General features: G+C 71.0%; 23 protein-coding genes. 2 read left to right on the forward strand and 21 right to left on the reverse strand.

The annotated features are described in order from the left end of the window. Window positions 1–4: 4 nt before the first annotated feature. From rpoZ to ACIPJY_RS03305, 12 genes are all read right to left on the reverse strand, one after another. Window positions 5–271: a DNA-directed RNA polymerase subunit omega gene (gene rpoZ / locus ACIPJY_RS03250; RefSeq protein WP_056124209.1), complete on the reverse strand. Its 267-nt coding sequence runs from the start codon at window positions 269–271 to the stop codon at window positions 5–7. A 56-nt stretch (window positions 272–327) separates the two neighbouring features. After that, the gene (gene gmk, locus ACIPJY_RS03255) at window positions 328–1251 is read right to left on the reverse strand and encodes a guanylate kinase (protein ID WP_400459515.1); all 924 of its coding nucleotides are present in this window, start codon (window positions 1249–1251) and stop codon (window positions 328–330) included. Further along, window positions 1248–2138, reverse strand: coding sequence for an orotidine-5'-phosphate decarboxylase (gene pyrF, locus ACIPJY_RS03260; RefSeq protein WP_400459513.1), 891 nt, complete (start codon window positions 2136–2138; stop codon window positions 1248–1250). Before pyrF ends, gmk begins: the two co-directional genes overlap by 4 nt. Next, window positions 2135–5413 (reverse strand): carbamoyl-phosphate synthase large subunit, encoded by a 3279-nt coding sequence (carB, locus tag ACIPJY_RS03265; protein ID WP_400459510.1) that lies wholly within the window; start codon window positions 5411–5413, stop codon window positions 2135–2137. The genes pyrF and carB overlap by 4 nt, the downstream gene beginning before the upstream one ends. After that, the gene (gene carA / locus ACIPJY_RS03270; protein ID WP_400459508.1) at window positions 5413–6612 is read right to left on the reverse strand and encodes a glutamine-hydrolyzing carbamoyl-phosphate synthase small subunit; all 1200 of its coding nucleotides are present in this window, start codon (window positions 6610–6612) and stop codon (window positions 5413–5415) included. Before carA ends, carB begins: the two co-directional genes overlap by 1 nt. Then, complete coding sequence (locus ACIPJY_RS03275) at window positions 6612–7154, reverse strand: hypothetical protein (RefSeq protein ID WP_400459505.1); 543 nt, start codon at window positions 7152–7154, stop codon at window positions 6612–6614. Before ACIPJY_RS03275 ends, carA begins: the two co-directional genes overlap by 1 nt. Then, a complete protein-coding gene (locus ACIPJY_RS03280) occupies window positions 7151–8509 on the reverse strand; it encodes a dihydroorotase (RefSeq protein WP_400459502.1) in 1359 nt (452 codons plus the stop codon). Before ACIPJY_RS03280 ends, ACIPJY_RS03275 begins: the two co-directional genes overlap by 4 nt. Then, a complete protein-coding gene (locus ACIPJY_RS03285) occupies window positions 8506–9483 on the reverse strand; it encodes an aspartate carbamoyltransferase catalytic subunit (RefSeq protein ID WP_400459500.1) in 978 nt (325 codons plus the stop codon). The genes ACIPJY_RS03280 and ACIPJY_RS03285 overlap by 4 nt, the downstream gene beginning before the upstream one ends. Next, on the reverse strand, window positions 9480–10052 hold the full coding sequence (gene pyrR, locus ACIPJY_RS03290) for a bifunctional pyr operon transcriptional regulator/uracil phosphoribosyltransferase PyrR (protein WP_400459497.1): 573 nt from the start codon (window positions 10050–10052) through the stop codon (window positions 9480–9482). Before pyrR ends, ACIPJY_RS03285 begins: the two co-directional genes overlap by 4 nt. A gap of 58 nt (window positions 10053–10110) precedes the next feature. Then, a complete protein-coding gene (nusB, locus tag ACIPJY_RS03295) occupies window positions 10111–10563 on the reverse strand; it encodes a transcription antitermination factor NusB (protein WP_400459494.1) in 453 nt (150 codons plus the stop codon). Between the two features lie 10 nt (window positions 10564–10573). Beyond that, on the reverse strand, window positions 10574–11137 hold the full coding sequence (gene efp, locus ACIPJY_RS03300) for an elongation factor P (RefSeq protein WP_400459492.1): 564 nt from the start codon (window positions 11135–11137) through the stop codon (window positions 10574–10576). A gap of 78 nt (window positions 11138–11215) precedes the next feature. Continuing rightward, a complete protein-coding gene (locus tag ACIPJY_RS03305; protein WP_400459489.1) occupies window positions 11216–12907 on the reverse strand; it encodes an ABC1 kinase family protein in 1692 nt (563 codons plus the stop codon). Window positions 12908–13334: 427 nt separating this feature from the next. On the opposite strand from ACIPJY_RS03305, the gene ACIPJY_RS03310 reads away from it, so the two are divergent. Then, window positions 13335–13502, forward strand: coding sequence for a hypothetical protein (locus tag ACIPJY_RS03310; RefSeq protein ID WP_400459486.1), 168 nt, complete (start codon window positions 13335–13337; stop codon window positions 13500–13502). Window positions 13503–13511: 9 nt separating this feature from the next. On the opposite strand, the gene aroB is transcribed toward ACIPJY_RS03310, so the two are convergent. From aroB to ACIPJY_RS03355, 9 genes are all read right to left on the reverse strand, one after another. Then, a complete protein-coding gene (aroB, locus tag ACIPJY_RS03315) occupies window positions 13512–14609 on the reverse strand; it encodes a 3-dehydroquinate synthase (RefSeq protein ID WP_400459484.1) in 1098 nt (365 codons plus the stop codon). Next, entirely contained in the window at window positions 14606–15148 is a 543-nt protein-coding gene (locus ACIPJY_RS03320) for a shikimate kinase (protein ID WP_400459481.1), read from the reverse strand. Before ACIPJY_RS03320 ends, aroB begins: the two co-directional genes overlap by 4 nt. Next, a complete protein-coding gene (gene aroC, locus ACIPJY_RS03325) occupies window positions 15145–16365 on the reverse strand; it encodes a chorismate synthase (RefSeq protein ID WP_400459478.1) in 1221 nt (406 codons plus the stop codon). Before aroC ends, ACIPJY_RS03320 begins: the two co-directional genes overlap by 4 nt. A 57-nt stretch (window positions 16366–16422) precedes the next feature. Further along, window positions 16423–17928, reverse strand: coding sequence for an endolytic transglycosylase MltG (gene mltG / locus ACIPJY_RS03330; RefSeq protein ID WP_400459475.1), 1506 nt, complete (start codon window positions 17926–17928; stop codon window positions 16423–16425). 72 nt (window positions 17929–18000) lie between these two features. After that, window positions 18001–18456 (reverse strand): Holliday junction resolvase RuvX, encoded by a 456-nt coding sequence (ruvX, locus tag ACIPJY_RS03335; protein WP_400460869.1) that lies wholly within the window; start codon window positions 18454–18456, stop codon window positions 18001–18003. Next, window positions 18456–21113 (reverse strand): alanine--tRNA ligase, encoded by a 2658-nt coding sequence (alaS, locus tag ACIPJY_RS03340; protein WP_400459472.1) that lies wholly within the window; start codon window positions 21111–21113, stop codon window positions 18456–18458. Before alaS ends, ruvX begins: the two co-directional genes overlap by 1 nt. Before the next feature lie 47 nt (window positions 21114–21160). Beyond that, window positions 21161–21343, reverse strand: coding sequence for a hypothetical protein (locus tag ACIPJY_RS03345; RefSeq protein ID WP_400459470.1), 183 nt, complete (start codon window positions 21341–21343; stop codon window positions 21161–21163). A gap of 133 nt (window positions 21344–21476) precedes the next feature. Next, a complete protein-coding gene (gene rpsD / locus ACIPJY_RS03350; RefSeq protein WP_071300659.1) occupies window positions 21477–22106 on the reverse strand; it encodes a 30S ribosomal protein S4 in 630 nt (209 codons plus the stop codon). A 226-nt stretch (window positions 22107–22332) separates the two neighbouring features. Further along, complete coding sequence (locus ACIPJY_RS03355) at window positions 22333–23718, reverse strand: replication-associated recombination protein A (protein WP_400459466.1); 1386 nt, start codon at window positions 23716–23718, stop codon at window positions 22333–22335. 140 nt (window positions 23719–23858) lie between these two features. On the opposite strand from ACIPJY_RS03355, the gene ACIPJY_RS03360 reads away from it, so the two are divergent. Next, complete coding sequence (locus ACIPJY_RS03360) at window positions 23859–24683, forward strand: peptidylprolyl isomerase (protein WP_400459463.1); 825 nt, start codon at window positions 23859–23861, stop codon at window positions 24681–24683. The last annotated feature ends 65 nt before the right edge of the window (window positions 24684–24748 follow it).

Consider the following 24748-nt stretch of genomic DNA (forward strand, 5'->3'; position numbering starts at 1 on the left):
GGGATCAGACGGTGGGCTGCGGCTGCTGCTTGGTGACGGTGAGCTTGTCCTCGTTGATCTCGTGGAGGGCCACCGACAGCGGCTTGTCGTCGATCGTGGAGTCGACGAGCGGACCGACGTTGTCGAAGAGCGAGCCCTCGTGCAGGTCGGCGTAGTAGTCGTTGATCTGACGTGCGCGCTTCGACGCGAAGATCACGAGCGCGTACTTCGACTCGACCTTGGACAGCAGGTCGTCGATGGGCGGGTCGATGATGCCCTGGGGGTTGGCCATGGTGTCTCCAGTCAACAGGTGTCGGTCGTGCCCCTTCGGGCACAGCGCGCTCCCGGCTAGGGCGCAGTGAACAAGTCTACGACCTCACGTGCCGCGGTGCCGACATCGGAGTTCACGATCCGCACGTCGAACTCGTCCTGGGCGGCCAGTTCGACCTTCGCGGTCTCGAGCCGGCGGGCCTGTTCCTCCGAGGACTCGGTGCCGCGGCCGATCAGCCGGCGGACGAGTTCCTCCCACGTGGGCGGGAGCAGGAACACGAGCACGGCCTCGGGCATGGCGTCCCGGACCTGCCGTGCGCCCTGCAGGTCGATCTCGAGCATCACCTTGTCGCCGGCGTCGAGCGCGCGGTCGATCGGCGGGCGCGGGGTGCCGTAGCGGTACGAGTTGTGCACGGTCGCCCACTCGAGCAGTTCGCGGTCGCGGATCATCCGGTCGAACTCGGCGTCGTCGACGAAGTAGTAGTGCACGCCGTCGACCTCCCCGGGGCGGGGCTTCCGGGTGGTGGCGGACACGCTGAGGTTCACGTCCGGGTACTGCTCGCGGATGTACGCGCTGACCGTGCCCTTGCCGACCGCGGTGGGTCCGGCGAGGACGACGAGCTTCGAGGACCCGCGCTTCCGGCCGCGGGCGGCCAGCCACTCCGACAGCGCGGCGCGCTGCCGGCTGCCAAGTCCGCCGAGGCGCTTCGACGGGGCGATGCGGAGCGTGCCCATGATCGTCTCGGCACGGGCCGGCCCGATGCCGCTCAGGCTGGTGAGCAGGTCGCGCACCCGGAGCGAGCGCTCGGCTGCGGTGTCGGCGGTGGCGTCCTCGGCCCACGCGGCACGGGCGACGTCGAGTGCCGACCGCTCCCCCGAGGCGACGGCGGCCTTCACGGCGGCACGGGCACGACGGGCGGCCACGGCGGCGCGGGCGGCCGCGGCCCGGTCGACCTCGGGCGGGTTGCGGTGCGCGGGCAGGTCCGGACGCTGGTCGCTCATGCAGCCGACCCCGACGTGGACAGTGCGGCGCGGATGCGGTCGGCACGCTCGGCGACGCGCGCGACGACGCCGTCCGGACCGTCGCCCAGCAGCCCCCGCGACTCGCTGACGAGCACCTGCTCGGCACGCGAGCCGTACAGCGCGCGGAGGTCCTCGATGCGCGCGCCCTGGGCACCGAACCCGGGTGCGAGCACCGGCGACGTGCCGATCTCGTCCGCGCCGATGCCGAAGTCCGTCAGGTCGAGGGTGGCGCCGAGCACGAGCCCGACGTCCCCGATGGCCTGGTCGCCCACGGCCGGGTTGTCGTCTGCCACGTCCAGAACGATACCGGCCGCGACGGAGCGCCCGGCACGCGGCCCCTCCGCCAGGACGGCCGTCTGGAGCACCCGTGCCTCGGGGTTACTCGTCGCGGCGAGGACGAACACGCCGGCGCCGTTCGCACGAGCGACGTCGATCGTCCCGCGCAGTGAGCCGTAGCCCAGGTACGGCGAGACCGTCATCGCGTCGGCCGCGAACGGACCGTCCGCGTCGATCCACGCGGTCGCGTAGTCGTCACCGGTCGACCCGATGTCGCCGCGCTTCACGTCCGCGACGACCAGGAGGCCCGCATCGCGAGCCCGACGGATCGTCGCGTCGAGTGCACGGTAGCCGGCGACCCCCGCGGCCTCGAAGAAGGCGATCTGCGGCTTCACGACCGCGGCACGGCCGGCGGCCGCGTCCACGAGCGTGGCCCCGAACGCGGTCAGACCGGCCTCGTCGCGACCGAACCCCCACGCCGCCAGGGTGGCGGCGTGGGGGTCGATCCCGACGCACAGCGCGGAACGCGACCCGATGGCGGCGGCGAGCCGGACGCCGAACGGGGTCGGGCCTCCTGGCAGTGCCGTCACCAGCCCGCCCGCTCGAGCGCGTAGTCCTGCAGGCTGCGCACGCTGTGCGCGGTGCCGATCGTCTCGATCGCCGCGACGGCCGCGCCGAGCTGCGCGATCGTCGTGAACAGCGGCTTGTCGGCCGCGACGGTCGCCGCGCGGATCTCGTAGCCGTCGGCTCGGCCCGACGCGCCGCTCGGCGTGTTGATCACGATGTCGACCTCGTTGCGCGCGAGCAGGTCGACGACGCTCTCGCCGCCCTGGCTGTACTTGCCGACCACGTCGACCAGGATGCCGTTGCGGCGGAGCACCTCGGCGGTGCCCTCGGTCGCGGTGATCGTGAAGCCGAGCTGCTGCAGGCGGTGCACCGGCAGCACGATCGCGCGCTTGTCGGTGTCGGCGACGCTCACGAAGACCGTGCCGCTGGTCGGCAGGCCGCCGTACGCGGCGATCTGCGACTTCAGGAACGCCCGCGGGAAGTCACGGTCGATGCCCATGACCTCGCCGGTGGAGCGCATCTCGGGGCTGAGCACCGAGTCGACGACCTGGCCCTCGGCGGTGCGGAAGCGCCGGAACGGCAGCACCGCTTCCTTGACGGCGACGGGTGCCTGCGCCGGGACGAACGCGCCGTCGCGGGCGGGCAGGAGCCCTTCGTCGACGAGTGCGTCGACCGAGGTGCCGGTCATGATCCGGGCCGCGGCCTTCGCCAGCGCGATGCCGAGCGCCTTCGAGACGAACGGGACGGTGCGGCTGGCGCGCGGGTTGGCCTCGAGCACGTAGAGCACGCCCGCGGCGATCGCGAACTGCACGTTGAGCAGCCCGCGCACGCCGATACCGCGCGCGATCTTCTCGGTGGCGTCGACGACGGCCTGGATCTCACCACGGCCGAGCCCGACCGGCGGGAGCGTGCAGGACGAGTCGCCGGAGTGGATGCCGGCCTCTTCGATGTGCTCCATGATGCCGCCGATGTAGAGCCGGTCGCCGTCGAAGAGCGCGTCGACGTCGATCTCCACCGCGTCATCGAGGAACCGGTCCACCAGGAGCGGCAGGTCCGGGCCGATGATCGCCTGGTCGGCCATCCGGCCGAAGTAGTCGGCCATGGCGGTCGAGTCGTAGACGATCTCCATGCCGCGACCGCCGAGCACGAAGGACGGGCGGACCAGGACCGGGTAGCCGATCTCCTCGGCCACCGCGGTCGCGCTGGCCAGGTCGTGTGCGGTGCCGTTGCGCGGGGCGAGGAGCCCGGCCTCGTCGAGGATGGCGGAGAACTGGCCGCGCTCCTCGGCGGAGTCGATCGCGGTCGGGCTGGTCCCGAGGATCGGGATGCCCGCCGCCTCGAGCGGCTTCGCGAGCCCGAGGGCGGTCTGGCCGCCGAGCTGCACGACGACCCCGACGAGCTCGCCGGACGCGGCCTCGGCCTCGATCACCTCGAGGACGTCCTCGGTGGTCAGCGGCTCGAAGTACAGGCGGTCCGAGGTGTCGTAGTCGGTGGACACCGTCTCGGGGTTGCAGTTGATCATGATCGTCTCGAACCCGGCGTCGCTCAGCGCGAAGGACGCGTGCACGCAGGAGTAGTCGAACTCGACGCCCTGGCCGATGCGGTTCGGGCCGGAACCGAGGATGACGACCTTCTTGCGGTCGCTCGGGGCGACCTCGGTCTCGGTGTCGTAGGACGAGTAGTGGTACGGCGTCAAGGCCGGGAACTCGCCGGCGCAGGTGTCGACCGTCTTGAAGACCGGGCGGATGCCCAGCTCGTGGCGGACGTCACGGACCTGCTGCTCGGTGACGCCCCGCAGCGACGCGATCTGGACGTCGCTGAAGCCGTGCTCCTTCGCCCAGCGGATCGTGTCCGCGTCGAGCGTCTCCGCGGCGCGGACCTCGGCCGCGACCGAGTTGATCAGCACGATCTGGTCGAGGTACCACGGGTCGATCGCGTTCGCGGCGAAGACCTCTTCCACGGTCGCGCCCGCGTACAGCGCCTGCTGGACGGTGACGATGCGGCCGTCGGTCGGGACCTTGGACTTCTCGAGCAGGGCGTCCTTGTCGAGCTCCGCCGCCGTGGTGTCCCAGTGGAAGCTCGAGCCGCGCTTCTCGAGCGAGCGGAGCGACTTCTGCAGGGCGGTGGCGAAGTTGCGGCCGATGGCCATCGCCTCGCCGACGCTCTTCATCGTGGTGGTCAGGGTGGCGTCGGCGGCCGGGAACTTCTCGAACGCGAACCGCGGGGTCTTCACGACGACGTAGTCGAGCGTCGGCTCGAAGCTCGCCGGGGTGACGCGGGTGATGTCGTTCTGGATCTCGTCGAGGCGGTACCCGATGGCGAGCTTCGCGGCGATCTTGGCGATCGGGAAGCCCGTCGCCTTCGACGCCAGGGCGCTGGACCGGGACACGCGCGGGTTCATCTCGATGACGATGACGCGGCCGTTCGACGGGTCGACGGCGAACTGGATGTTGCACCCACCGGTGTCGACGCCGACGCGACGGATGATGTCGATGCCGATGTTCCGCATGTTCTGGTACTCGCGGTCGGTCAGCGTCAGCGCGGGGGCGACGGTGATCGAGTCGCCGGTGTGCACGCCGACCGGGTCCACGTTCTCGATGGAGCAGACCACGACGGTGTTGTCGTAGTTGTCCCGCATGAGCTCGAGCTCGTACTCCTTCCAGCCCAGGATCGACTCCTCGAGCAGGACCTCGGTCGTCGGGCTGGACTGCAGGCCGTCGCCGACGAACCGGACGAGCTCGGCCTCGTTGTACGCGAAGCCGGAGCCGAGACCGCCCATGGTGAAGGACGGACGGACGACCAGCGGGTAGCCGAGGTCCTTCGCGAACTCCTTCGCTTCCTCCAGGGTGTGGGCGATGTGGCTGCGGGCCACGTCGGCGCCGGACTCGAGCACGAGTTCCTTGAACAGCTGGCGGTCCTCGCCGCGCTGGATCGCGTCGACCTTGGCACCGATGAGCTCGACGCCGTGCTTCTCCAGGATCCCGGCCTCGTCGAGGGCGATCGCCGCGTTCAGCGCGGTCTGGCCACCGAGCGTCGGCAGGATGGCGTCCGGCTGCTCGATCCGGATGATCTCTTCGATCGACGCGTTCGTGATCGGCTCGATGTAGGTGGCGTCGGCGAAGTCCGGGTCGGTCATGATCGTCGCCGGGTTCGGGTTCACCAGGATCACGCGGATGCCCTCGGCGCGGAGGACACGGCAGGCCTGGGTGCCGGAGTAGTCGAACTCGGCGGCCTGCCCGATGACGATCGGGCCGGAGCCGATGACCAGGACGGAGTTGATGTCAGGGCGCTTCGGCATCAGTTGCCTTCCTTCGTGACGTCGGCTGCGGGGGTGGTCGCGTCGGCGGTGGCCGGGTCGAGCGGGGCGCCGTCGCGGCGGGCGACCACCATGTCCCGGAACCGGTCGAACAGGTACATGCTGTCGTGCGGCCCAGCGGCTGCCTCGGGGTGGTACTGCACGCTGAAGGCGGGGATGTCGAGCGCGCGGAGGCCCTCGACCACGTTGTCGTTGAGCGAGTAGTGCGAGACCTCGACGCGCCCGAAGCCGACCGGCGACTCGAGCACCTGACCGACGGGGGCGTCGACCGCGAAACCGTGGTTCTGGCTCGTGATCTCCACCTTGCCGGTGGTCGTGTCGAGCACGGGCTGGTTGATCCCGCGGTGGCCGAACGGCAGCTTGTAGGTGCCGAACCCGAGTGCGCGCCCGAGCAGCTGGTTGCCGAAGCAGATCCCGAAGAACGGGCGTCCGTCGCGGAGGCTCTCCTGCAGCAGCGCGACCTGGGACTCGGACGCGGCCGGGTCACCGGGGCCGTTGGAGTAGAACAGCGCGTCCGGGGCGAGGTCCCGGAGCGCTTCGATCGTGACGTCCTGCGGCAGCACGTGCACCTCGAAGCCGCGGGCGGCGAGGTAGCGCGTGGTCGACGCCTTCACGCCGAGGTCGAGCACGGCGAGCGTGCCGATCTGCTCGCCGACGGCGGGCACCACGTACGGCTGGTCGGTGGAGACCGCCGCGGACAGGCTCTGCCCGGCCATGTCGGCCTGCTCACGCACGAGCCGTTCCTGCTCCGGTGCCGGCAGCGCCGCGTCCGGGCCGCTGAACACGCCGCCCTTCATGGCGCCGGCGTCGCGGATCCGGCGGGTGATCGCCCGGGTGTCGATGCCGGAGATCCCGACGATGCCGTCGCGGACGAGGTGCTCGTCGAGCGAGGCGTTCGCGCGGTGGTTCGACACCACGCGGCTGGGGTCGCGCACCACGTACCCGGCCACCCAGATGCGACGGGACTCGGGGTCCTCGTCGTTCACCCCGGTGTTGCCGATGTGCGGCGCGGTCTGCACCACGATCTGCCCGGCGTAGGACGGGTCGGTCAGCGTCTCCTGGTATCCGGTCATCCCGGTCGCGAAGACGACCTCGCCGAGGCTGCGTCCGCGGGCGCCGTAGGCCCATCCGTCGTAGCGGGTGCCGTCCTCGAGGACCAGCACGGCCCGTTCGCGTGTCATCAGTTCGTCCCTTCGCCCGCGGTGTGCGGGTGGTTGTGCTTCGTCGCCAGATCCTGGAGCGCGTGCAGGGCTGCTGCATCGTCCTCCGGGAACCGGAAGTAGGTGTCGAGGTCCGTCGCACCTGCGGCGCCGGTCGCCGTCCATCGCAGACGGACCAGTCCCCCGGGTTCGACCACGCGGTCGATGGCCCACGTGGCACGGTCGGCGGCGCGCACGGCGTCCACCGCGACCCAGCGGTCGTCCGTGCCGGCCAGGTGCAGGACGACGCCCTCCTGGTGGACGGTCACGCCGCCACGACCGCGGAAGCCGAGCCCGCCGGCGCTGATCCGTTCCAGGGGCGCGTCGGCCCGGGTCGTCGCGACGGTGAACCCGTCCCACGACCCGGCCGCCGGTGACAGGGTGTCCGGGACGCTGACGGGAGGCACGACCTCCGCCTGCTTCCTGGCGCGCGTCCGCCACGTGCGTGCCATGGCGACGAACAGCGCGGCCACGGCGAGCAGGATCACCCCGCCGAGGAGCCAGCGTGCGGCGTCGCCGCTCATGCGGTCGCCGCCGTCCGGGTCGTCGTGGCAGCGGCGGCGACGGTCTCCGCGTCGACGACGGCGCCGTCGAGCACCGTCGGGTACCCCTGGTGGAACGTCGCGACGACCCGACCGGGCAGGCGCATGCCGAGGTACGGCGAGTTCTGCGACTGGCCGGCGAGCTCGGTGACGGCGAACTCGCGGCTGGCGCTCGGGTCGTACAGGGTGATCTCCGCCGGAGCGCCCTCGGCGATCGCGTGGCCGTGCCCCTCGACCTGCCCGATCCGGGCCGGGGCGCTGGAGAGCACCCGGGCGATGTCCGCCCAGTCGAGACGGCCGTCATCGACCACCGCGGCCTGCACGACGCTCAGTGCCGACTCGAGGCCGACCATGCCGTTCGCGGCTGCGGGCCACTCGCAGCACTTGGCCTCGGCCGTGTGCGGGGCGTGGTCGGTCGCGACGATGTCGATCGTGCCGTCGGCGAGGGCGGCGCGCAGGGCGTCGACGTCCTCGCGGGCGCGGAGGGGCGGGTTCACCTTGTAGCGGGCGTCGTACCCGGGTGCGCCGTCGACACCGGCGATCAGGTCCTCGGTGAGCACGAGGTGGTGGGGCGTGACCTCGGCGGTGACGTCGATGCCGCGGGACTTGGCCCAGCGGATCACCTCGACGCTGCCGGCGGTCGAGACGTGGCACACGTGCAGCCGCGCGCCGACGTGGTCGGCCAGCAGCACGTCCCTGGCGATGATCGCCTCTTCGGCGACGGCGGGCCAGCCGGCGAGCCCGAGCTCCGACGACAGCCGACCCTCGTTCATCTGCGCGCCGATCGTCAGCCGCGGTTCCTGTGCGTGCTGTGCCAGGACGCCGCCGAACCCCTTGATGTACTCGAGCGCCCGTCGCATCAGCAGCGGGTCGGACACGCAGGAGCCGTCGTCCGAGAAGACCCGGACCTTCGCACGGGAGGTCGCCATCGCGCCGATCTCGGAGAGGTGCGTGCCCTGCAGCCCCTGCGAGACCGCACCGATCGGACGGACCGTGACGTAGCCGGCGTCGTCACCGAGCGCCTGGACCTGCTCGACCACGCCGGCGGTGTCGGCCACCGGACTCGAGTTCGCCATCGCGTTCACGGCGGTGAACCCGCCGGCGGCCGCGGCGCGCGAGCCGGAGAGGACCGTCTCGGACTCTTCGTGACCGGGCTCGCGCAGGTGCGTGTGCAGGTCGACGAGGCCGGGCAGGGCGATCAGCCCGTCCGCGTCCACGGTGGTGGCGCCGGCCGCGTCGAGACCGGACCCGACCGCGGTGATGCGCCCGTCCTGCAGTCGGATGTCGGCTCGCGAGCCGTCGACCAGCTGCGCTCCGCGGATGAGGTGAGCGGTCATGCGACGGACTCCTTCTGGTCGGTGCCGGACGGGGTGCCTGCGCCGGTGAGGGCGAGGTACAGGACGGCCATGCGGACGGAGACGCCGTGCTCCACCTGCTCGACGATCGTCGACGCCGGCGAGTCCGCGGCGACGCCGGCGATCTCCAGGCCGCGGTTCATCGGACCGGGGTGCATCACGAGCGTGCGCTCGGCGAGCCGGGCGAAGCGAGCCGCCGTCAGGCCCCAGTGCCGCGTGTACTCGCGCGGGTTCGGGAAGAAGGCGTCGTTCATGCGCTCCTGCTGGATGCGGAGCGTCATCACGACGTCCGGGTCCTCGGCGAGGGCGGCGTCGAGGTCGTGGTGCACGGCGGCACCGAACGGCGTCGTCGTCGCGGGCAGCAGGGTCGGCGGCGCCGCGAAGGTCACGCTCGCGCCGAGGGTGCGGAGCAGCCAGGCGTTGCTGCGGGCGACGCGGCTGTGCAGGACGTCGCCGACGATGAGCACGCGGACGCCGTCGAGGCCCTGCCCGCGGCTACCGGCACCGTGCAGGCGGCGACGCATCGTGAACGCGTCGAGGAGCGCCTGCGTGGGGTGCTCGTGCGTGCCGTCGCCGGCGTTGACCACCGGGACGTCGATCCAGTCGGCGTCCGCGAGGACCCGCGGGGCACCGGACGCGCCGTGGCGCATCACGATGCCGTCGATGCCCATCGCGCCGAGCGTCTGCACGGTGTCCTTGAGCGACTCGCCCTTCGAGACGCTGGAGCCCTTCGCGGCGAAGTTGATGACGTCGGCGGAGAGGCGCTTCGCGGCGGCCTCGAACGAGATGCGCGTCCGGGTGGAGTCCTCGAAGAAGAGGTTCACGACGGTCTTGCCGCGGAGGGCCGGGAGCTTCCGGACCTCGCGCTGGTTGACCTCGGCCATCTCCTCGGCGACGTCGAGGATCTGGACCGCGTCGGCACGGGAGAGGTCGGCGGTGGAGAGCAGGTGCTTCATGCGTCGCCCCCGGACTGCTCGATGACGACCTCGTCGGCGCCGTCGGTCTCGGTCAGGCGGAGCGTGACGCGCTCGTCGGACGCCGTCGGCAGGTTCTTGCCGACGTGGTCCGCGCGGATCGGCAGCTCGCGGTGCCCACGGTCCACCAGCACCGCGAGGCGGACCGCCCGCGGCCGCCCGATGTTCTGCAGGGCGTCGAGTGCGGCCCGGACCGTGCGCCCGGAGAACAGGACGTCGTCGACGAGCACGACGACCTTGCCGTCGATGCCGCCGGCGGGGATCGTGGTCCGGTGCGGTGCCCGGCCGATCCCGCGCCCCAGGTCGTCACGGTGCATCGTGACGTCGAGCGTGCCGACCCGTTCGGTGCCGATGCCGCCACGGGCGGAGGCCCAGTCGGGCTCGATGTCCGCCAGGATCCGGCCGAGCCGTTCCGCGAGGACCGCACCCCGGGTCGGGATGCCGAGGAGCACCAGATCCGAGCCGCCGTGGTTGGCCTCGAGGATCTCGTGCGCGATGCGTGTCAGAGCACGCGTGATGTCGGAGTGCTGCAGGACCGTTCTGGTACCCACGCCGACCTCCTTCCCCGCCTCTCAGGACGGCATTTAAAGGATGCTGACGTGGTCAACCCTACCGGGACTCCTGGTCCCCTGCGACCGACCGACCGGACGGTGCACGACCGCCGGCGACCGCTCCGAGCACACCGTTGACGAAGCCGGCGGACTCCTCGGTCGAGAGCGACTGCGCGAGCTCGACGGCCTCTGCGATGGCGACGGCGTCGGGGACCTCCGGGTTGAACCGGATCTCCCACACGCCCATCCGCAGGATGCAGCGGTCCAGGACCGGCATCCGCGGGATCGACCAGCCCTGGGCGTGGTCGACGATCACCGCGTCGATCTCCGCGCGGGCGTCCTCGACGCCGGTGACGACCTGCCGGGCGTAGTCCCAGCTGGACGCACGCTCGGGCTGGTCGAGGTGCCGGACGGTCTCCGTGGCCAGGACGTCCGCGATGGGGAGCTCCCGGACCTCAGCCACGTACAGCATGTCGAGGGCGCGCTTGCGGGCCTTCGAACGAGCACTCATACAGCAGCGCCTAGTCGTTCACGCGGCCGAGGAAGTTGCCGTCGCGCGTGTCGATCTTCACCTTGGTGTCCGTCTCGAGGTACAGCGGCACCTGGATCTGGTAGCCGGTGGCCTTGATCGTCGCCGGCTTGGTGCCACCGGACGAGCGGTCGCCCTGCAGGCCGGGCTCGGTCTCGATCTCAGTGACGATCGAGGTCGGGAGCTCGATGTACAGCGGGTTGCCCTCGTTCATCGCGATGGTGACCATCGCGGACTCGAGCAGGAAGTTCTTCGCGTCGCCGACGACGGTCGCGGGGACCGGGACCTGGTCGTAGGTGTCGGTGTCCATGAAGACGTAGGAGTCGCCGTCCTCGTAGAGGAACTGGTAGTCGCGGCGGTCGACCGTCGCGGTCTCGATCTTCGCGCCCGCGTTGAAGGTGCGGTCGACGACCTTGCCGGAGACGACGTTCTTCAGCTTGGTGCGGACGAACGCACCACCCTTGCCGGGCTTCACGTGCTGGAACTCGACGACCGACCAGAGCTGCCCGTCGATGATGAGAACGGCGCCGTTCTTGATGTCAGTGGTACTGGCCATGGGTGTCGATGTCCAATTCGTGTTGATGAATGAAGTGTGCGGGCGGCTGCGCGCCCCGGACGAGTGTAGCCGACCGGCTCACTCGCGTCGGCGTGCCCGCCACGCGTCGATCGCTGCCCAGGCGAGCAGCACCACCGCCGCTCCCCCGAGCAGGCCACCCGCGACCCCGGTGCTGAGCACGGCCGTGGGGCGCGCGGGCGACGCCAGGTAGACGATCGCCAGGATCCCGGCGCCGGCCCCGAGCAGCACGAGCAGGACCCGGCGGATCATCCCGGACAGCGTCTGCCGGTCCCGGCGGTCGGAGAGCAACCGGATGTTGACGGAGAGCCGACCGTTCTCGATCGCCTCGCCGATCCGGTCCACCCGACGCGGGAGCCGTCTGGCGGTGGAGAACAGCCCGAAGAGCTCGCGGGCCGCGACGTCGCGCAGGACGCTCGGACGGAGCTGGTCGCGGATCTGTTCCCTGGCCAGGTTCCGCGACTCCTCGAGCAGGTCGAACGAGGGCACCAGGCTGCGGAGCGTCCCCTCGAAGATCGCGAGGGCACGTGCGGCGGCCACGAAGTCCGGCGGCGCCTTCAGCCGGTACCGGCCGAAGACCTCGACCGCGTCGTCCACGGTCTCCACGCCGATGCGGGCGCCGGGACCGAGCTCGTCGGCGACGAACCGGGCGATGTCCCGACGGAAGTCCGGCTCGTCCTCGGCACGTCGGACCGGTGCCATTCGCAGCACCGCGTCGGCGATGCGCGAGGTGTCGTCCTGGATGTACGCCGCCAGGAGTTCCTGCACGACGTCGCGGAGCCCGGGGTCGAGTCGGCCGACCGAGCCGAAGTCGATCAGCGCCGGCCGGCCGTCCGGCAGCAACAGGACGTTCCCCGGGTGCAGGTCACCGTGGTAGACGCCGTCGAACACGACCTGCCGGAGGAACGCCCGGAGGATCGCGCGCATCGGCTCGTCGAGGTCGCGGCCCGAGCGGGAGGCCCGGATCGCGCTGAGCGTGTCACCCTCCAGGAACTCCATCACCAGCACGCGCCGGCCGGAGAGCTCCGGGTAGGGGTCAGGGAAGCGGATCTCGTCCGGCCGGGCGCTCCGGGCCTGCGCGGCGCGGAGGGTCTCGAGGTTCCGGAGCTCCGAGCCGAAGTCGACCTGCCGGATCAGGTCGGCCGCGTACTGCGCCGCGACGTCCTGCACGCCGACCTGCCGGGCCTCTGCCGAGGTGCGTGCCATGAACTTCACCACGCGCAGCGCGATGTCGACGTCCCGCCGGACGGCGTCGTCGATGCCGGGACGCTGGACCTTCACGGCCACCGCGGTGCCGTCGTGGAGCCGGGCGCGGTGGACCTGGGCGATCGAGGCGGCCGCCACCGGCGTGGTGTCGAAGGACTGGAAGACCTGGTCCACGGGGGCGTGCAGCTCCCGCTCGAGGAGCTCGGCCACCTGTGTCGGGTCCGCCGGCGTGACGCTCCGCTGCAGGTGCGCGAGCCCCTCGGTCCACTCGTCCGGCAGCAGGTCGTCGCGGGTGGACAGCAGCTGGCCCATCTTCACGAACCCGCCGCCCGCTTCCTCGAGGGCACGGCGCAGGTGCTCGGCCTGGTCTCGGCGCTTGTCCGAGGTCTCCGGGTCACGGGTGAAGTCGAGACGTCGGAACGGGACGAGCCCGTGACGGCGGGCGATGGCGAGGAGTTCGGCGAAGCGGCGCGCGCGGGTCCGGAGGGTCCCCGCGTCCACGGTCGGGCCGCCGCCGAGGTCGCTCAGGCGGGGTGGGGTGGGCACACGGCCAGCATGCTCCCCCGGCCTGGGGTTCCCCGGGTCGTCCCTCCACAGCCAGGAGGCTCGGCTCGCGCTCCACAGACCGGGTCGCCACCGCCTGCCGGTCGGGTGGAGTGGGTCACGCTCGTCCCATGGACACAGGACTCATCGCCGCGGGCATCGCGGCTGCCGCCGCCGTCTTCGCCGCGGTGATGGCGTGGGCGGCGGCGAGCCGGGCGCGACGATCCAGCGATCGGATGCACGCCTGGACGCGGATCACGTGGACGGTCAGCCGTGCTGACGATTCTGAACACGACATTTCCGAAAGTGTGCTCGCGAGCATGAGCGACCTACGGTGGGCGCCGAGAGACGATCGCAAACTCGCCGCAGCCCTGCTCACGCGGCTCCGTACACCCACAGACCAACCCCCGACAGAAGGAGAGCCACCACCATGCTGAAGCGAAAGCCGCTCGTCGTCCCGACGGACGAGTTCGAACGCCGAGCCTTCGACAACGGCGCCACCCCGGAAGAATGGGCGGAGTTCCGCAGGACCAACATCATCACGGTGTCGATGCACGTGAAGTGGTGGTGGCGCCGGATGCTCCAGGTCCTGCGGTGACCGGGTCGGCTAGACCCCGACCTCCTGGTACGCGGTGAACAGCAGGTGGTCCTCGGGCCCCTCGAGGGTCACCGGCTTGCCGACGCCGTCCAGGATGATGAAGCGGAGCATCCCGGCGCGCGCCTTCTTGTCGCGCCGCATGGTCGCGAGCAGCCCCTCCCAGCGGCCGAGCGGGTACGTCGTCGGCAGTGACAGCGACTCCAGGATCGCCCGGTGCCGGTCGACCGTCGCGTCGTCGAGGTGCCCGGTGAGACGGGCCAGCTCGGCTGCGAACACCATGCCGACCGACACCGCGGCACCATGGCGCCACTGGTACCGCTCCGCGTGCTCGATCGCGTGCCCGAGCGTGTGACCGTAGTTCAGGATCTCCCGACGCCCCTGCTCGGTGAAGTCGTCGGAGACGACCTGCGCCTTCAGCTCGATCGCGAGCTCCACCACGCGGCGGAACTCGGGCGTCGACGGGTCGGTCGCGCGGTCGGGGTCGGCCTCGATCACGTCGAGGATCTCCGGGACGGCGATGAACCCGGCCTTCACGATCTCGGCGAACCCGGTCAGGACGTCGTTCTTCGGCAGCGTCCGCACCAGGTCGATGTCCGCGACGACCGCCTTGGGCGCGTAGAAGGCGCCGACCAGGTTCTTGCCCTCGTTCGTGTTGATGCCGGTCTTGCCGCCGACGCTCGCGTCCACCATGCCGAGCACGCTCGTGGGGATCGCGACGTACGGCACACCCCGGAGCCACGTCGCGGCGACGAAGCCGGCGAGGTCGGTGACGGCTCCCCCGCCGAGGCCGATCACGGCGTCGGTGCGGGTGAAGTCGGACTGCCCCATGATCTGCCAGCAGAACGCGGCGACCTCGACACGCTTGGCCGCCTCGGCGTCCGGGACCTCGGCGATGAGCGCCTCGAGGCCGGCGTCGACCAGCTGCACGCGGAGTTCCTCGGCACGGGCGCCCAGGGTCGGCGCGTGCACGATGAGCACCTTGGCGACCCGCGGCCCGAGGATCGCCGGCACCGAGCCGAGCAGCCCGGTGCCGACCGCGACGACGTAGCCGTCCTCGCCGCCGACGCGGATCTCGGTGGTGCCCTCGGGCAGGATCGACTCGGTCACGGTGCTCCTTCGGTGGTCGTCAGCCACGCCACAACGTCGTCGACGACGTGGGACATCGGCCGACGAGAGGTGTCGACGACGGTGTGCGCCAGTTCCGCGTAGGTCGCGGCGCGCTCGTCCATGATGGTCTGCCAGGCGTCGATGCCACCAGACGCCAGCAGCGGCCGGTCGGACCCGTTGATCCGTTCGGCGACGGCCTCGGGCGAGACCGTGAGCAGCACGACCCGCGCGCCCTCCATCGCGGCACGCGTGGCAGCGTGCGTGACGGCGCCGCCGCCGACGGCGATCACGCCGCCGGCCGCGATCGCCGTGCGGACCGCCTCGGCCTCGAGTGCGCGGAACGCGGGCTCCCCGCGGTCCGCGAAGATCCCGGGGATCGGTCCGTGCTCACGGACGATGACGCGGTCGGTGTCGGTGAACGGCACGCCGAGCTGCTTCGCGACGCGCTTGCCGACGCTCGACTTCCCGGCGCCCATCGGGCCGATGATCACGACGGGCGCGGCCGGGGTCGCCCCGGCTGCGACGCCGTCCGTGCTCACCAGGACGACGAGTGCGCAGCCGGCTCGGTCCGACGGGAGCGCAGCGTCTCCGGGATCGAGGCCAGGTACGACTCGAGGTTGCGCTTGGTCTCGACGACGTTGTCGCCGCCGAACTTCTCGAGCACGGCGTCGGCGAGGACCAGTGCGACCATCGCCTCGGCGACGACGCCCGCCGCGGGCACGGCACAGACGTCGGAACGCTGGTGGTGCGCCGAGGCGTCCTCACCGGTGGTGACGTCGATGGTGTGCAGCGCGTGCGGGATCGTCGCGATCGGCTTCATCCCGGCGCGGACACGGAGCACGGTGCCCGTGGACATGCCGCCCTCGGTGCCACCGGCACGGTCGCTCGTGCGGATGATCTCGCCGTCCTCGCGGTAGAGCTCGTCGTGGGCTTCGGACCCCCGACGTCCGGCCGTCTGGAAGCCGTCGCCGACCTCGACCCCCTTGATCGCCTGGATGCCCATGATGGCCGCCGCCAGACGCGCGTCGAGGCGACGGTCCCACTGCACGTGCGAGCCGAGGCCCGGCGGGACGCCGTAGAAGAGGACCTCGACGACCCCGCCGAGCGTGTCGCCGTCCTTCTTCGCGGCCTCGACCTCGGTGACCATGCGGGCCGACGTCTCGGCGTCGAAGCAGCGCAGCTGGTCCTCGTCGAGGCGGTCGACGTCGTCCGGCTGCGGGAGCGCGGTGCCGTCCGGCACGCGGACGGTGCCGACCTGCAGGGTGTGCGCGACCGAGCGGATGCCGAGCTCGGCGAGGAACGCCTTCGCCACGGCGCCGAGCGCCACACGGGCAGCGGTCTCGCGGGCCGATGCGCGCTCGAGGATCGGTCGGGCCTCGTCGAAGCCGTACTTCTGCATGCCGACCAGGTCGGCGTGTCCCGGACGCGGGCGCGTCAGGGGCGCGCTGCGACCACGGGAGAGCTCGGTCTGCTCGACGGGCTCCGGGTTCATCACCTCGACCCACTTCGGCCACTCGGTGTTGCCGATGCGGATCGCGATCGGGCTGCCGAGGGAGTACCCGTGGCGGACGCCGCCGGACACGTGCAACTCGTCCTGCTCGAACTTCATGCGCGAGCCACGGCCGTACCCGAGCTTGCGCCGAGCGAGGTCGGTACGGATGGACTCGAACGACACCGGGACGCCGGCGGGCAGGCCCTCGAGCATCGCGATCAGTTCGGGTCCGTGGGACTCACCAGCGGTCAACCAACGAAGCATGGTGTCCATCCTCCCACAGGCACCGCCTCGAAGACGCGCCCGTGGGAGGACGCGGCACTACTGGTACGAGGGGTGCGCGCGGAGCCAGGCCTGGAACTTCGCGACGGCGGCTTCGTGCTGCGCGTACGTGTCCGAGAAGGCGGTCTCCCCGGTCTCCAGGTTCACCGTCACGAAGTACAGCCAGTTGCCGCTCGCGGGCGCGGTCACGGCCTTGATGGCGATGTCACCGGGGTTCGAGATCGGCGCAGGGGGCAGTCCCTCGTGCTGGTAGGTGTTGTACTTGTTCGACGCGTCGTTCCGCTCGGCGTCGGTCGTCGTCACGCGGTGCGTGTTGCCCGTGCCGTACGCCACCGTGGCGTCGGACTGCAGCTTCATGCCCTTGTCGAGACGGTTCTGGAACACCCGCGCGACCTTCGGGTAGTCGGCCGCGAGACCGGCTTCCTTCTGCACGAGCGACGCGAACACGATGACGTGCTCCTGGTCCGCCTCGGCCACGCCGGCAGCGGTGAGGTGCTGCTTCATCGTGTCGACCATCGACTGGAAGTACTGCTTCGCCGTCCACCCCGGGTTGATCGGGTAGGTCGCCGGGAACAGCCAGCCCTCGAGCGTGGTCACGCCGGACGGCAGGCCGTAGGCGGAGAGGTCCTTCGCGGCGGCCGAGACCTCGGCCTCGCTGAGACCGGCCTTGGAGACCATCCCGGCCTCGATGTCCTTGAGCGCCGTGCCCTCGGGGATGACGATCGACGCGGTGACCTTGTTCTTGTCGTCCTGCAGCGCGGCCAGTGCCGCCTTCGAGCTCATGTGCTTCTTCAGCGCGTACGAGCCCGGCTGGAACTCGACGTCGCTCGACGCCAGCAGCAGCTTGTAGAACGCGGACGAGGTCTTCACCACCCCGCTCCGCTGCAGGGTCTTCGCGACGTCCTCGCCGATGTCGCCCTGCTTGATCGTGATCGTGACCTTCGACGTGCCGGAGCCGGTGTAGTCGTCGGTCTCCTTCGCACCGGTCAGCGCGCCGATCACCTGCTGGACCTTCGGTGCCGCGAACGTGTACGCGCCGATGCCGGCGGCAAGCACGACCGCGACGATGACGATCCCGGCGATGAGCCCGCCACGCGACCGTCGGTGCGGTTCCCGCGGCGGCCTGGAGGCTCGTCCGCGCCCGCCACGTCGCCCACGTCCGCCGTCTCCCGCGCCGCCACCGCCTCCGCCTCCGCCGACGGCGCCGTCACCGGTGCCGTCGTCGCTGGCTCCGCCGCCAGCGGCGGCGCCGGCGCCGAGGAGTGCGTGCACCTCGGGGTGGAGCTCGTCGACCGAGCCGGCCACCGGTGCGTCGGCCGGCGAGACCGGCCGTTCCGGCTGCGCAGCCGGGGACTCGTCACGGCGCGCCGACGCGGCTTCCCGAGCCCGGGCCTCCCGGCGGGAGAGCGGCGCGTCCACCGGACCGGCGGCCGCGCCAGGAGCGTCGTCGCGCTCATCGGATGCGCCGGCGGCGGACTGCTTGTCCTGCCGCTCGGCGTCGTTGCCGGGCGCGATGATCGCGTTCCAGTCCAGGTCGTCTGCCAACGGTTCTCGGTCTCTCGGTCGGGAGGACTCCGCGGAGGGCACTGCCGATCACGGATCGGCGGGAGGGCAGCCCTACTCGGGGAGCGTGGCCCCGGGTGGGGCGCCGGACGCGCGCTCGTGGTCGAGCGCATGTTGCAGAATGATAACAGCGGCCGCTTGGTCGATCACGGACCGCGACTTCTTGGCGTTGCGCCCCGCCTGGCGCATCCCGCGTTGCGCCGTCACCGTGGACAGCCGTTCGTCGACCAACCGGACGGGCCGGTGCTCGGCGATCCGGGCGGCGAAGTCGCGGGCGTCGGTCGTCGACGGGGTGTCGGCGCCGGACATCGACAGCGGCAGCCCGACGACGATCTCGAGGACGTCGTACTCGTCCGCGATCGCCAGGATGCGGACCAGGTCCGCCGAGTCGTCCCGACGAACGGTCTCCACCGGCGTGGCGATCAGGCCGTCACGGTCGCACACCGCGACCCCGATCCGGGCGCGGCCGACGTCGACGCCGAGCCGGCGCCCGGAACGGATCGGCACGATCAGCCCGCGAGCCGAGCGGTGACCGCCCGGAGCGCCGCGGGCAGTGCCGCCGGGTCGGTGCCGCCACCCTGCGCGAGGTCGGGCTTGCCGCCACCGCCACCGCCGAGGACGCCGGCGGCTTCCTTGGCGAGCGGACCGGCCTGCACACCGGCGGAACGTGCGGCGTCGTTCGTCGCGACGATCACGACGGGCTTGTCGTTGACGACCGCGCCGAGGACGACCACGGCGGCACCGTCACCGAGCTGGGCGCGGACGCCGGTGGCCAGCGCCCGGAGGTCGTCGCCGGACTTCACGGCGTCGACCGTCTCGGCGACGACCGTGGTGCCGCCGATCGTCGTCGCCTGGCGGGCGATGGTCGGCACGCGCTGCTGCAGCCCGGCCGACTCGAACTCCGCGATGCGCTTCTGCGCGGTACGGAGGTCCTCCATCAGGGACTGCACACGGGTCGGGAGGTCGTCGCGGGGGGCCTTCAGCGCGCTCGAGAGCTGCGAGACGATCGTGCGCTCGACCGCGAGGTCGCGGAAGCCCTCGAGGCCGACGAGTGCTTCGACGCGGCGGTTGGTCGATCCGACGCTCGACTCACCGACCAGGTTGACCAGGCCGACCTGCGCGCTCGACGCGACGTGCGTGCCACCGCAGAGCTCGCGCGACCACGGGCCGCCGATGTCGACCATCCGGACCTCGGCGCCGTACTTCTCGCCGAAGAGCGCCTGCGCGCCGAGCTCCTTCGCCGCGTCGAGCGGGAGGACCCGCGTCGAGACCTCGAGGTCGGAGCGGATGGCGGTGTTGACGACTTCTTCGATCTCGGAGCGCGTCGCGAGCGAGATCGGCTGGCTCCAGGAGAAGTCCAGGCGCATGTAGCCGGACTTGTTGTACGAGCCGGCCTGCAGTGCCTCCGGGCCGAGGATGTCCCGGAGCGCCGCGTTGACCAGGTGGGTCGCCGAGTGCGCCTGGGTCGCGCCACGGCGGTACTCCGCGTCCACGACGGTGGTCGCCGGGTCGCCGACCCCGACCTCGCCGGAGCGGACCTGCACGGTGTGGCTCCAGAGGCCGGACACCGGACGCTGGACGTCGAGGACCTCGAGGTCGAAGCCGGTGCCGATGATCGAGCCCTGGTCGGCGTCCTGACCGCCGGACTCCGCGTAGAGCGAGGTCTCACCGAGGATCACCTCGGCGATGTCGCCGACGACCGCGCGGTCGACGCTGACGCCGCCGACGATGATGCCGAGCACGGTCGACTCGGCCTCGAGCGCGTCGTAGCCGAGGAAGGTCGTCTCCCCCTTGGCCCGGAACGCGCTGTAGACGCTGAGGTCCGCGAGGGCGGTCTTCTTGCTCTTCGCGTCCGCCTTGGCGCGGGCACGCTGCTCGGACATCAGGGTGTCGAACGCGGTGCGGTCGACGTGGACCCCTGCCTCCTCGGCCATCTCGAGCGTCAGGTCGATCGGGAACCCGAACGTGTCGTGGAGCAGGAACGCGGTGTCGCCGCCGATGGCGGGCTGGCCGTCCTGCTTCGCGCGCTCCACGGCGACGTCGAGGATCGTCGTGCCCTGCGCGAGGGTGCGGAGGAAGGTCTCTTCTTCCGCGTAGGCGATCCGCGCGATCCGGTCGTAGTCGGACGCGACCTCGGGGTAGGCGTCGCGCATCGCGTCGCGCGACTCCGGGAACAGCTGCGGGAAGGTCGCGGTCTCGACGCCGAGCAGGCGCATCGCGCGCACCGTGCGGCGGAGCAGTCGGCGGAGGATGTAGCCGCGGCCCTCGTTCGACGGCGAGACGCCGTCGGCGATGAGCATGAGCGCGGAACGGACGTGGTCCGCGATGACGCGCATGCGGACGTCGTCCTCGTGCACGGCGCCGTACCGGCGGCCGGAGATCTCCGCCGCCTTGTCGAGGACCGGGCGGACCTGGTCGATCTCGTACATGTTGTCGACGCCCTGCTTGATGAACGCGACGCGCTCCAGGCCCATGCCGGTGTCGATGTTCTTGTTCGGCAGCTCGCCGGTGATCTCGAAGTCGTACTTCGAGCGGACGTCGGCGATCTGGTACTGCATGAACACGAGGTTCCAGATCTCGACGTAGCGGTCGTCGTCCGTCGCCGGCCCGCCGTCGATGCCGTACTCGGGGCCGCGGTCGAAGAAGATCTCCGAGCAGGGACCCGCCGGGCCGGGCTGCCCGGTCGACCAGTAGTTGGTGTCCTTGCCGAGCCGCTGGATGCGGTCGTCCGGCAGGGAGGAGTGCTGCTTCCAGAAGGCGATCGCCTCGTCGTCGTCCTCGTACACGGTGACCCAGAGGTCGTCGGGCGAGAAGCCGAGTCCACCGTCCGACTCCGCGCCGGTGAGGAACTCCCAGGCGTACTGGATCGCCTGCTCCTTGAAGTAGTCACCGAAGGAGAAGTTGCCGTTCATCTGGAAGAACGTGCCGTGCCGCGGGGTCTTGCCGACCTCTTCGATGTCGTTCGTGCGGATGCACTTCTGCACGCTCGTGGCGCGGGGGTACGGCGCCGGGATCAGCCCGGTGAGGTACGGGATGAACGGGACCATGCCGGCGACCGTGAACAGCAGCGACGGGTCGTCGGAGACGAGCGAGGCGGACGGGACGACGGTGTGGCCGCGGTCACCGAAGTACTGGAGCCAACGGCGGCGGATCTCTGCGGTCTGCATGGTGCTTCCTGGTGACGTGTGCGGGCGGGACGTGCTGGCGTGGACGGTCAGGCGTCCGTGCGGAGTTCGGCTTCGCGGGAGCGGTACCCGTCGGCGACGGCGCTCGTGAAGGCCTTCGTGCGGGCGTCGACCTCGGCGAGGAACGTCGCACCGGCCGGCGTCCTGCTGACCCGGTGGGCGACGAGGAACCCGATGACGACGCCGACGGCGACGAAGAACAGCTGCTTCACGGGGCCTCCTTGTCGTGCACGCCGAGGCGCGCGTCCGACCAGCTTAGCCGCAGCCCCGGGAACGCCGAACGGCGGGCCGCCCGGTGTGGACGACCCGCCGTTCAGTGATCGCAGTGGATCCGATCGCAGTGGATCAGCGCGCTGCGTAGTACTCGACGACGAGCTGCACTTCGCAGGTCACGGGGACCTCGGCGCGCTTCGGGCGACGCACCAGGCGAGCCTGGAGCTTGTCGATCTCGACCTCGAGGTAGCCCGGGACCTTCGGGAGGACTTCCTGGTGGCCACCGGCAGCGGCGACCTGGAAGGGCTCGAGCGACTCGGAGCGCTGCTTGACGTGGATCAGCTGGCCCTCCTTGACGCGGAAGGAGGGACGGTCGACGAGCTTGCCGTCCACCAGGATGTGGCGGTGCACGATCAGCTGGCGGGCCTGCGAGGTCGTGCGGGCGAACCCGGCACGGAGCACGAGGGCGTCGAGGCGCTGCTCGAGGAGCTCGACCAGGTTCTCACCGGTCAGGCCGTTGGTCTTGCGGGCCTCTTCGAAGACGATGCGGAGCTGCTTCTCGCGGATGCCGTACTGGGCGCGCAGACGCTGCTTCTCACGGAGGCGGACGGCGTAGTCGCTGTCCGCACGACGGCGCGTACGGCCGTGCTCACCGGGCCCGTAAGGGCGCTTCTCGAGGTAACGGGCCGCCTTCGGCGTCAGCGGGATGCCGAGCGCGCGCGAGAGGCGGGTCTTGCTGCGGGTGCGTGACTTGGTAGACACAGGGTCCTTTTCTCTGTACTGAACTGAAGTTGTCGCGGGTCTCGGCACGCGCACGTGTCGACGAACCCCGTGACGGGATCCAGAGGGATGAGCCTGTGGGATCGGACGGCTACAGTCCGAACCTCTGCCCCCGTGCCACCGGACCACACGAGGTGGGGGTGACACTCTGTCCTCGACGCAGCCGCACGCGAGGACCAGGACTTAGGCCCGTCAACGATAGCAGGGTTCAGGCGTCGCCAGAAGCGCCACGCGTGATCTTCCGGAGGCGGTCGAGACGGGGACCGACCTCACGCTCGTAGCCGTTCGTGGTCGGCGTGTAGTACTCCGTGCCCTCGAGCGCGTCCGGGAGGTACTGCTGCTCGGCGACACCGTGTTCTGCGTCGTGCGAGTAGATGTACCCCTTGCCGTGCCCGAGCCGCTTGGCCCCGGCGTAGTGCGCGTCGCGGAGGTGGTTCGGGACCACGCCCATCCGGCCGGCCTTGACGTCCGCCATGGCAGCGTTCACGCCGTTGTACGCGGCGTTCGACTTCGGGGCGGTTGCCAGGTAGACGACGGCCTCGGCGAGCGGGATGCGCCCCTCGGGCATGCCGATGAGCTGGACCGCCTGGGCGGCGGCGACGGCGATGGGGAGTGCCTGTGGGTCCGCCATGCCGATGTCCTCGGACGCGGAGATGATGATGCGCCTGGCGATGAAGCGCGGGTCCTCCCCCGCTTCGATCATCCGGGCGAGGTAGTGCAGCGCGGCGTCGACGTCGCTCCCCCGCACGGACTTGATGAAGGCGCTGATCACGTCGTAGTGCTCGTCGCCCTGGCGGTCGTAGCGCAGCAGTGCCCGGTCGACCGCGGCGGCCACGGTGTCCGCATCGACCACCGGGACGTCGTCGTCGTCATCGTCCTGGGCGGCACCGGCGGACGCGGCAGCGGCTTCGAGCGCGGTGAGTGCACGGCGGGCGTCACCGGAGGCGAGCCGGACGATCGCCGAGCGGGCTTCGTCGCCGAGGACCACGGAGCCACCGAGGCCACGTGGGTCCTCCACCGCACGGTCGACGAGCATGCCGAGGTCGGCGTCGGTGAGGGGCTTCAGCGTCAGCAGGAGGGAGCGGGAGAGCAGCGGGGAGATCACCGAGAACGACGGGTTCTCGGTCGTGGCCGCGATGAGGATCACCCACCCGTTCTCGACCCCGGGGAGCAGGGCGTCCTGCTGGGCCTTGCTGAAGCGGTGGATCTCGTCGAGGAACAGCACCGTCGTCGACCCGTACAGGTCGCGGTGGGTGAGCGCCTTCTCCATCACCTCGCGCACGTCCTTCACGCCGGCGGTGACCGCAGAGAGCTCGACGAACTCTCGGCCGGACTGCCGCGCGATCGCCTGCGCGAGGGTCGTCTTGCCCGTTCCGGGCGGCCCCCACAGGATCACCGAGACGCCGCCGGGGTTCTCACGAGTGCCGGTGGCGAGCTGCACGAGGGGCGAGCCGCGGCCGAGGAGGTGCTGCTGTCCGGCCACTTCCTCGAGACTGGTCGGACGCATCCGAACCGCGAGCGGGACAGAACCCTGCGCCAGCCCGGTCCGACCGCCGGTCGTGGGCGCGTTCATGCCCGATCGGTCCGATGCCATGTGCTCAATCGTAGGCGGGCGCACCGACACCCATCTCATGGGGACGCACGACACCCATCTCATGGGGGCGGTCCGATCCGTCTCATGGGGGCGGTCCGATACGCTCGTCGCACACTGTGACGAGAGGGCAGATCAGCACCGTGGCACCCAAGAACCAGGCGCGTGACAACCGTGAGGCGCGCGAGCGGCTCCGACTCTACGAGGCACGACAGGGCCTCCACGACCGCCAACGTCGTCGCCGTCGCCGCGACAACCTGGTCGGCGTCGGAGCACTCGTCGTCGTCGCGGCGCTCGCGACCGGGTCGCAGCTGGCCTTCGCCGGCTCGCAGTCCTCCGGCGGGGCCAGCGCCTCGGCGTCCGCCAGTGCCAGTGCGACCGCGACGCCGACGCCCTCCGCCAGCGCGACCGCGAGCAACACCGGCGACGTGCCGAGCAAGTCGATCGCGAAGAACAGCACGTGGACCGGTTCGATCACGCTGAACAAGGACGTCAAGCTCGGCATCGAGCTCGACGGTGCGAAGGCACCGCAGGCCACGAGCGTCGAGATCGACCTCATCCGCAAGCAGTTCTACGAGGGCACGACCTGCCACCGGCTCGCCGACAGCGACGGCTTCAAGTTCCTGCAGTGCGGGTCCGCGAACGGCGACGGCACCGGTGACGCCGGCTTCCAGTACGGCCCGGTCGAGAACACGCCGAGTGACGACGTCTACACGAAGGGCACGATCGCGATCGCGCGGAGCTCCTCCACGTACTCGCAGTCCACCCAGTTCTTCATCGTCTACGGCGACACCACGCTCGACGGCTCCACGGGCGGTTACACCGTCGTCGGGAAGGTCACAAGCGGGCTCGCCGAGCTGCAGTCGAAGATCACGTCGAAGGGCATCTCGGACGCCGGTTCGGACGGCACCGGGACGCCGAAGGTCGCCACCACGATCACCGCCGCGACGATCAAGCAGGAGCAGTAGTCCACAGCGTGACGCATCGGCGGGCCGCTGGGGCCGCCCGTGCAATAGGGTGGCTTCCTGACCGT

This window comes from Curtobacterium sp. NPDC090223, assembly GCF_044746585.1.
Taxonomy (GTDB): domain Bacteria; phylum Actinomycetota; class Actinomycetes; order Actinomycetales; family Microbacteriaceae; genus Curtobacterium.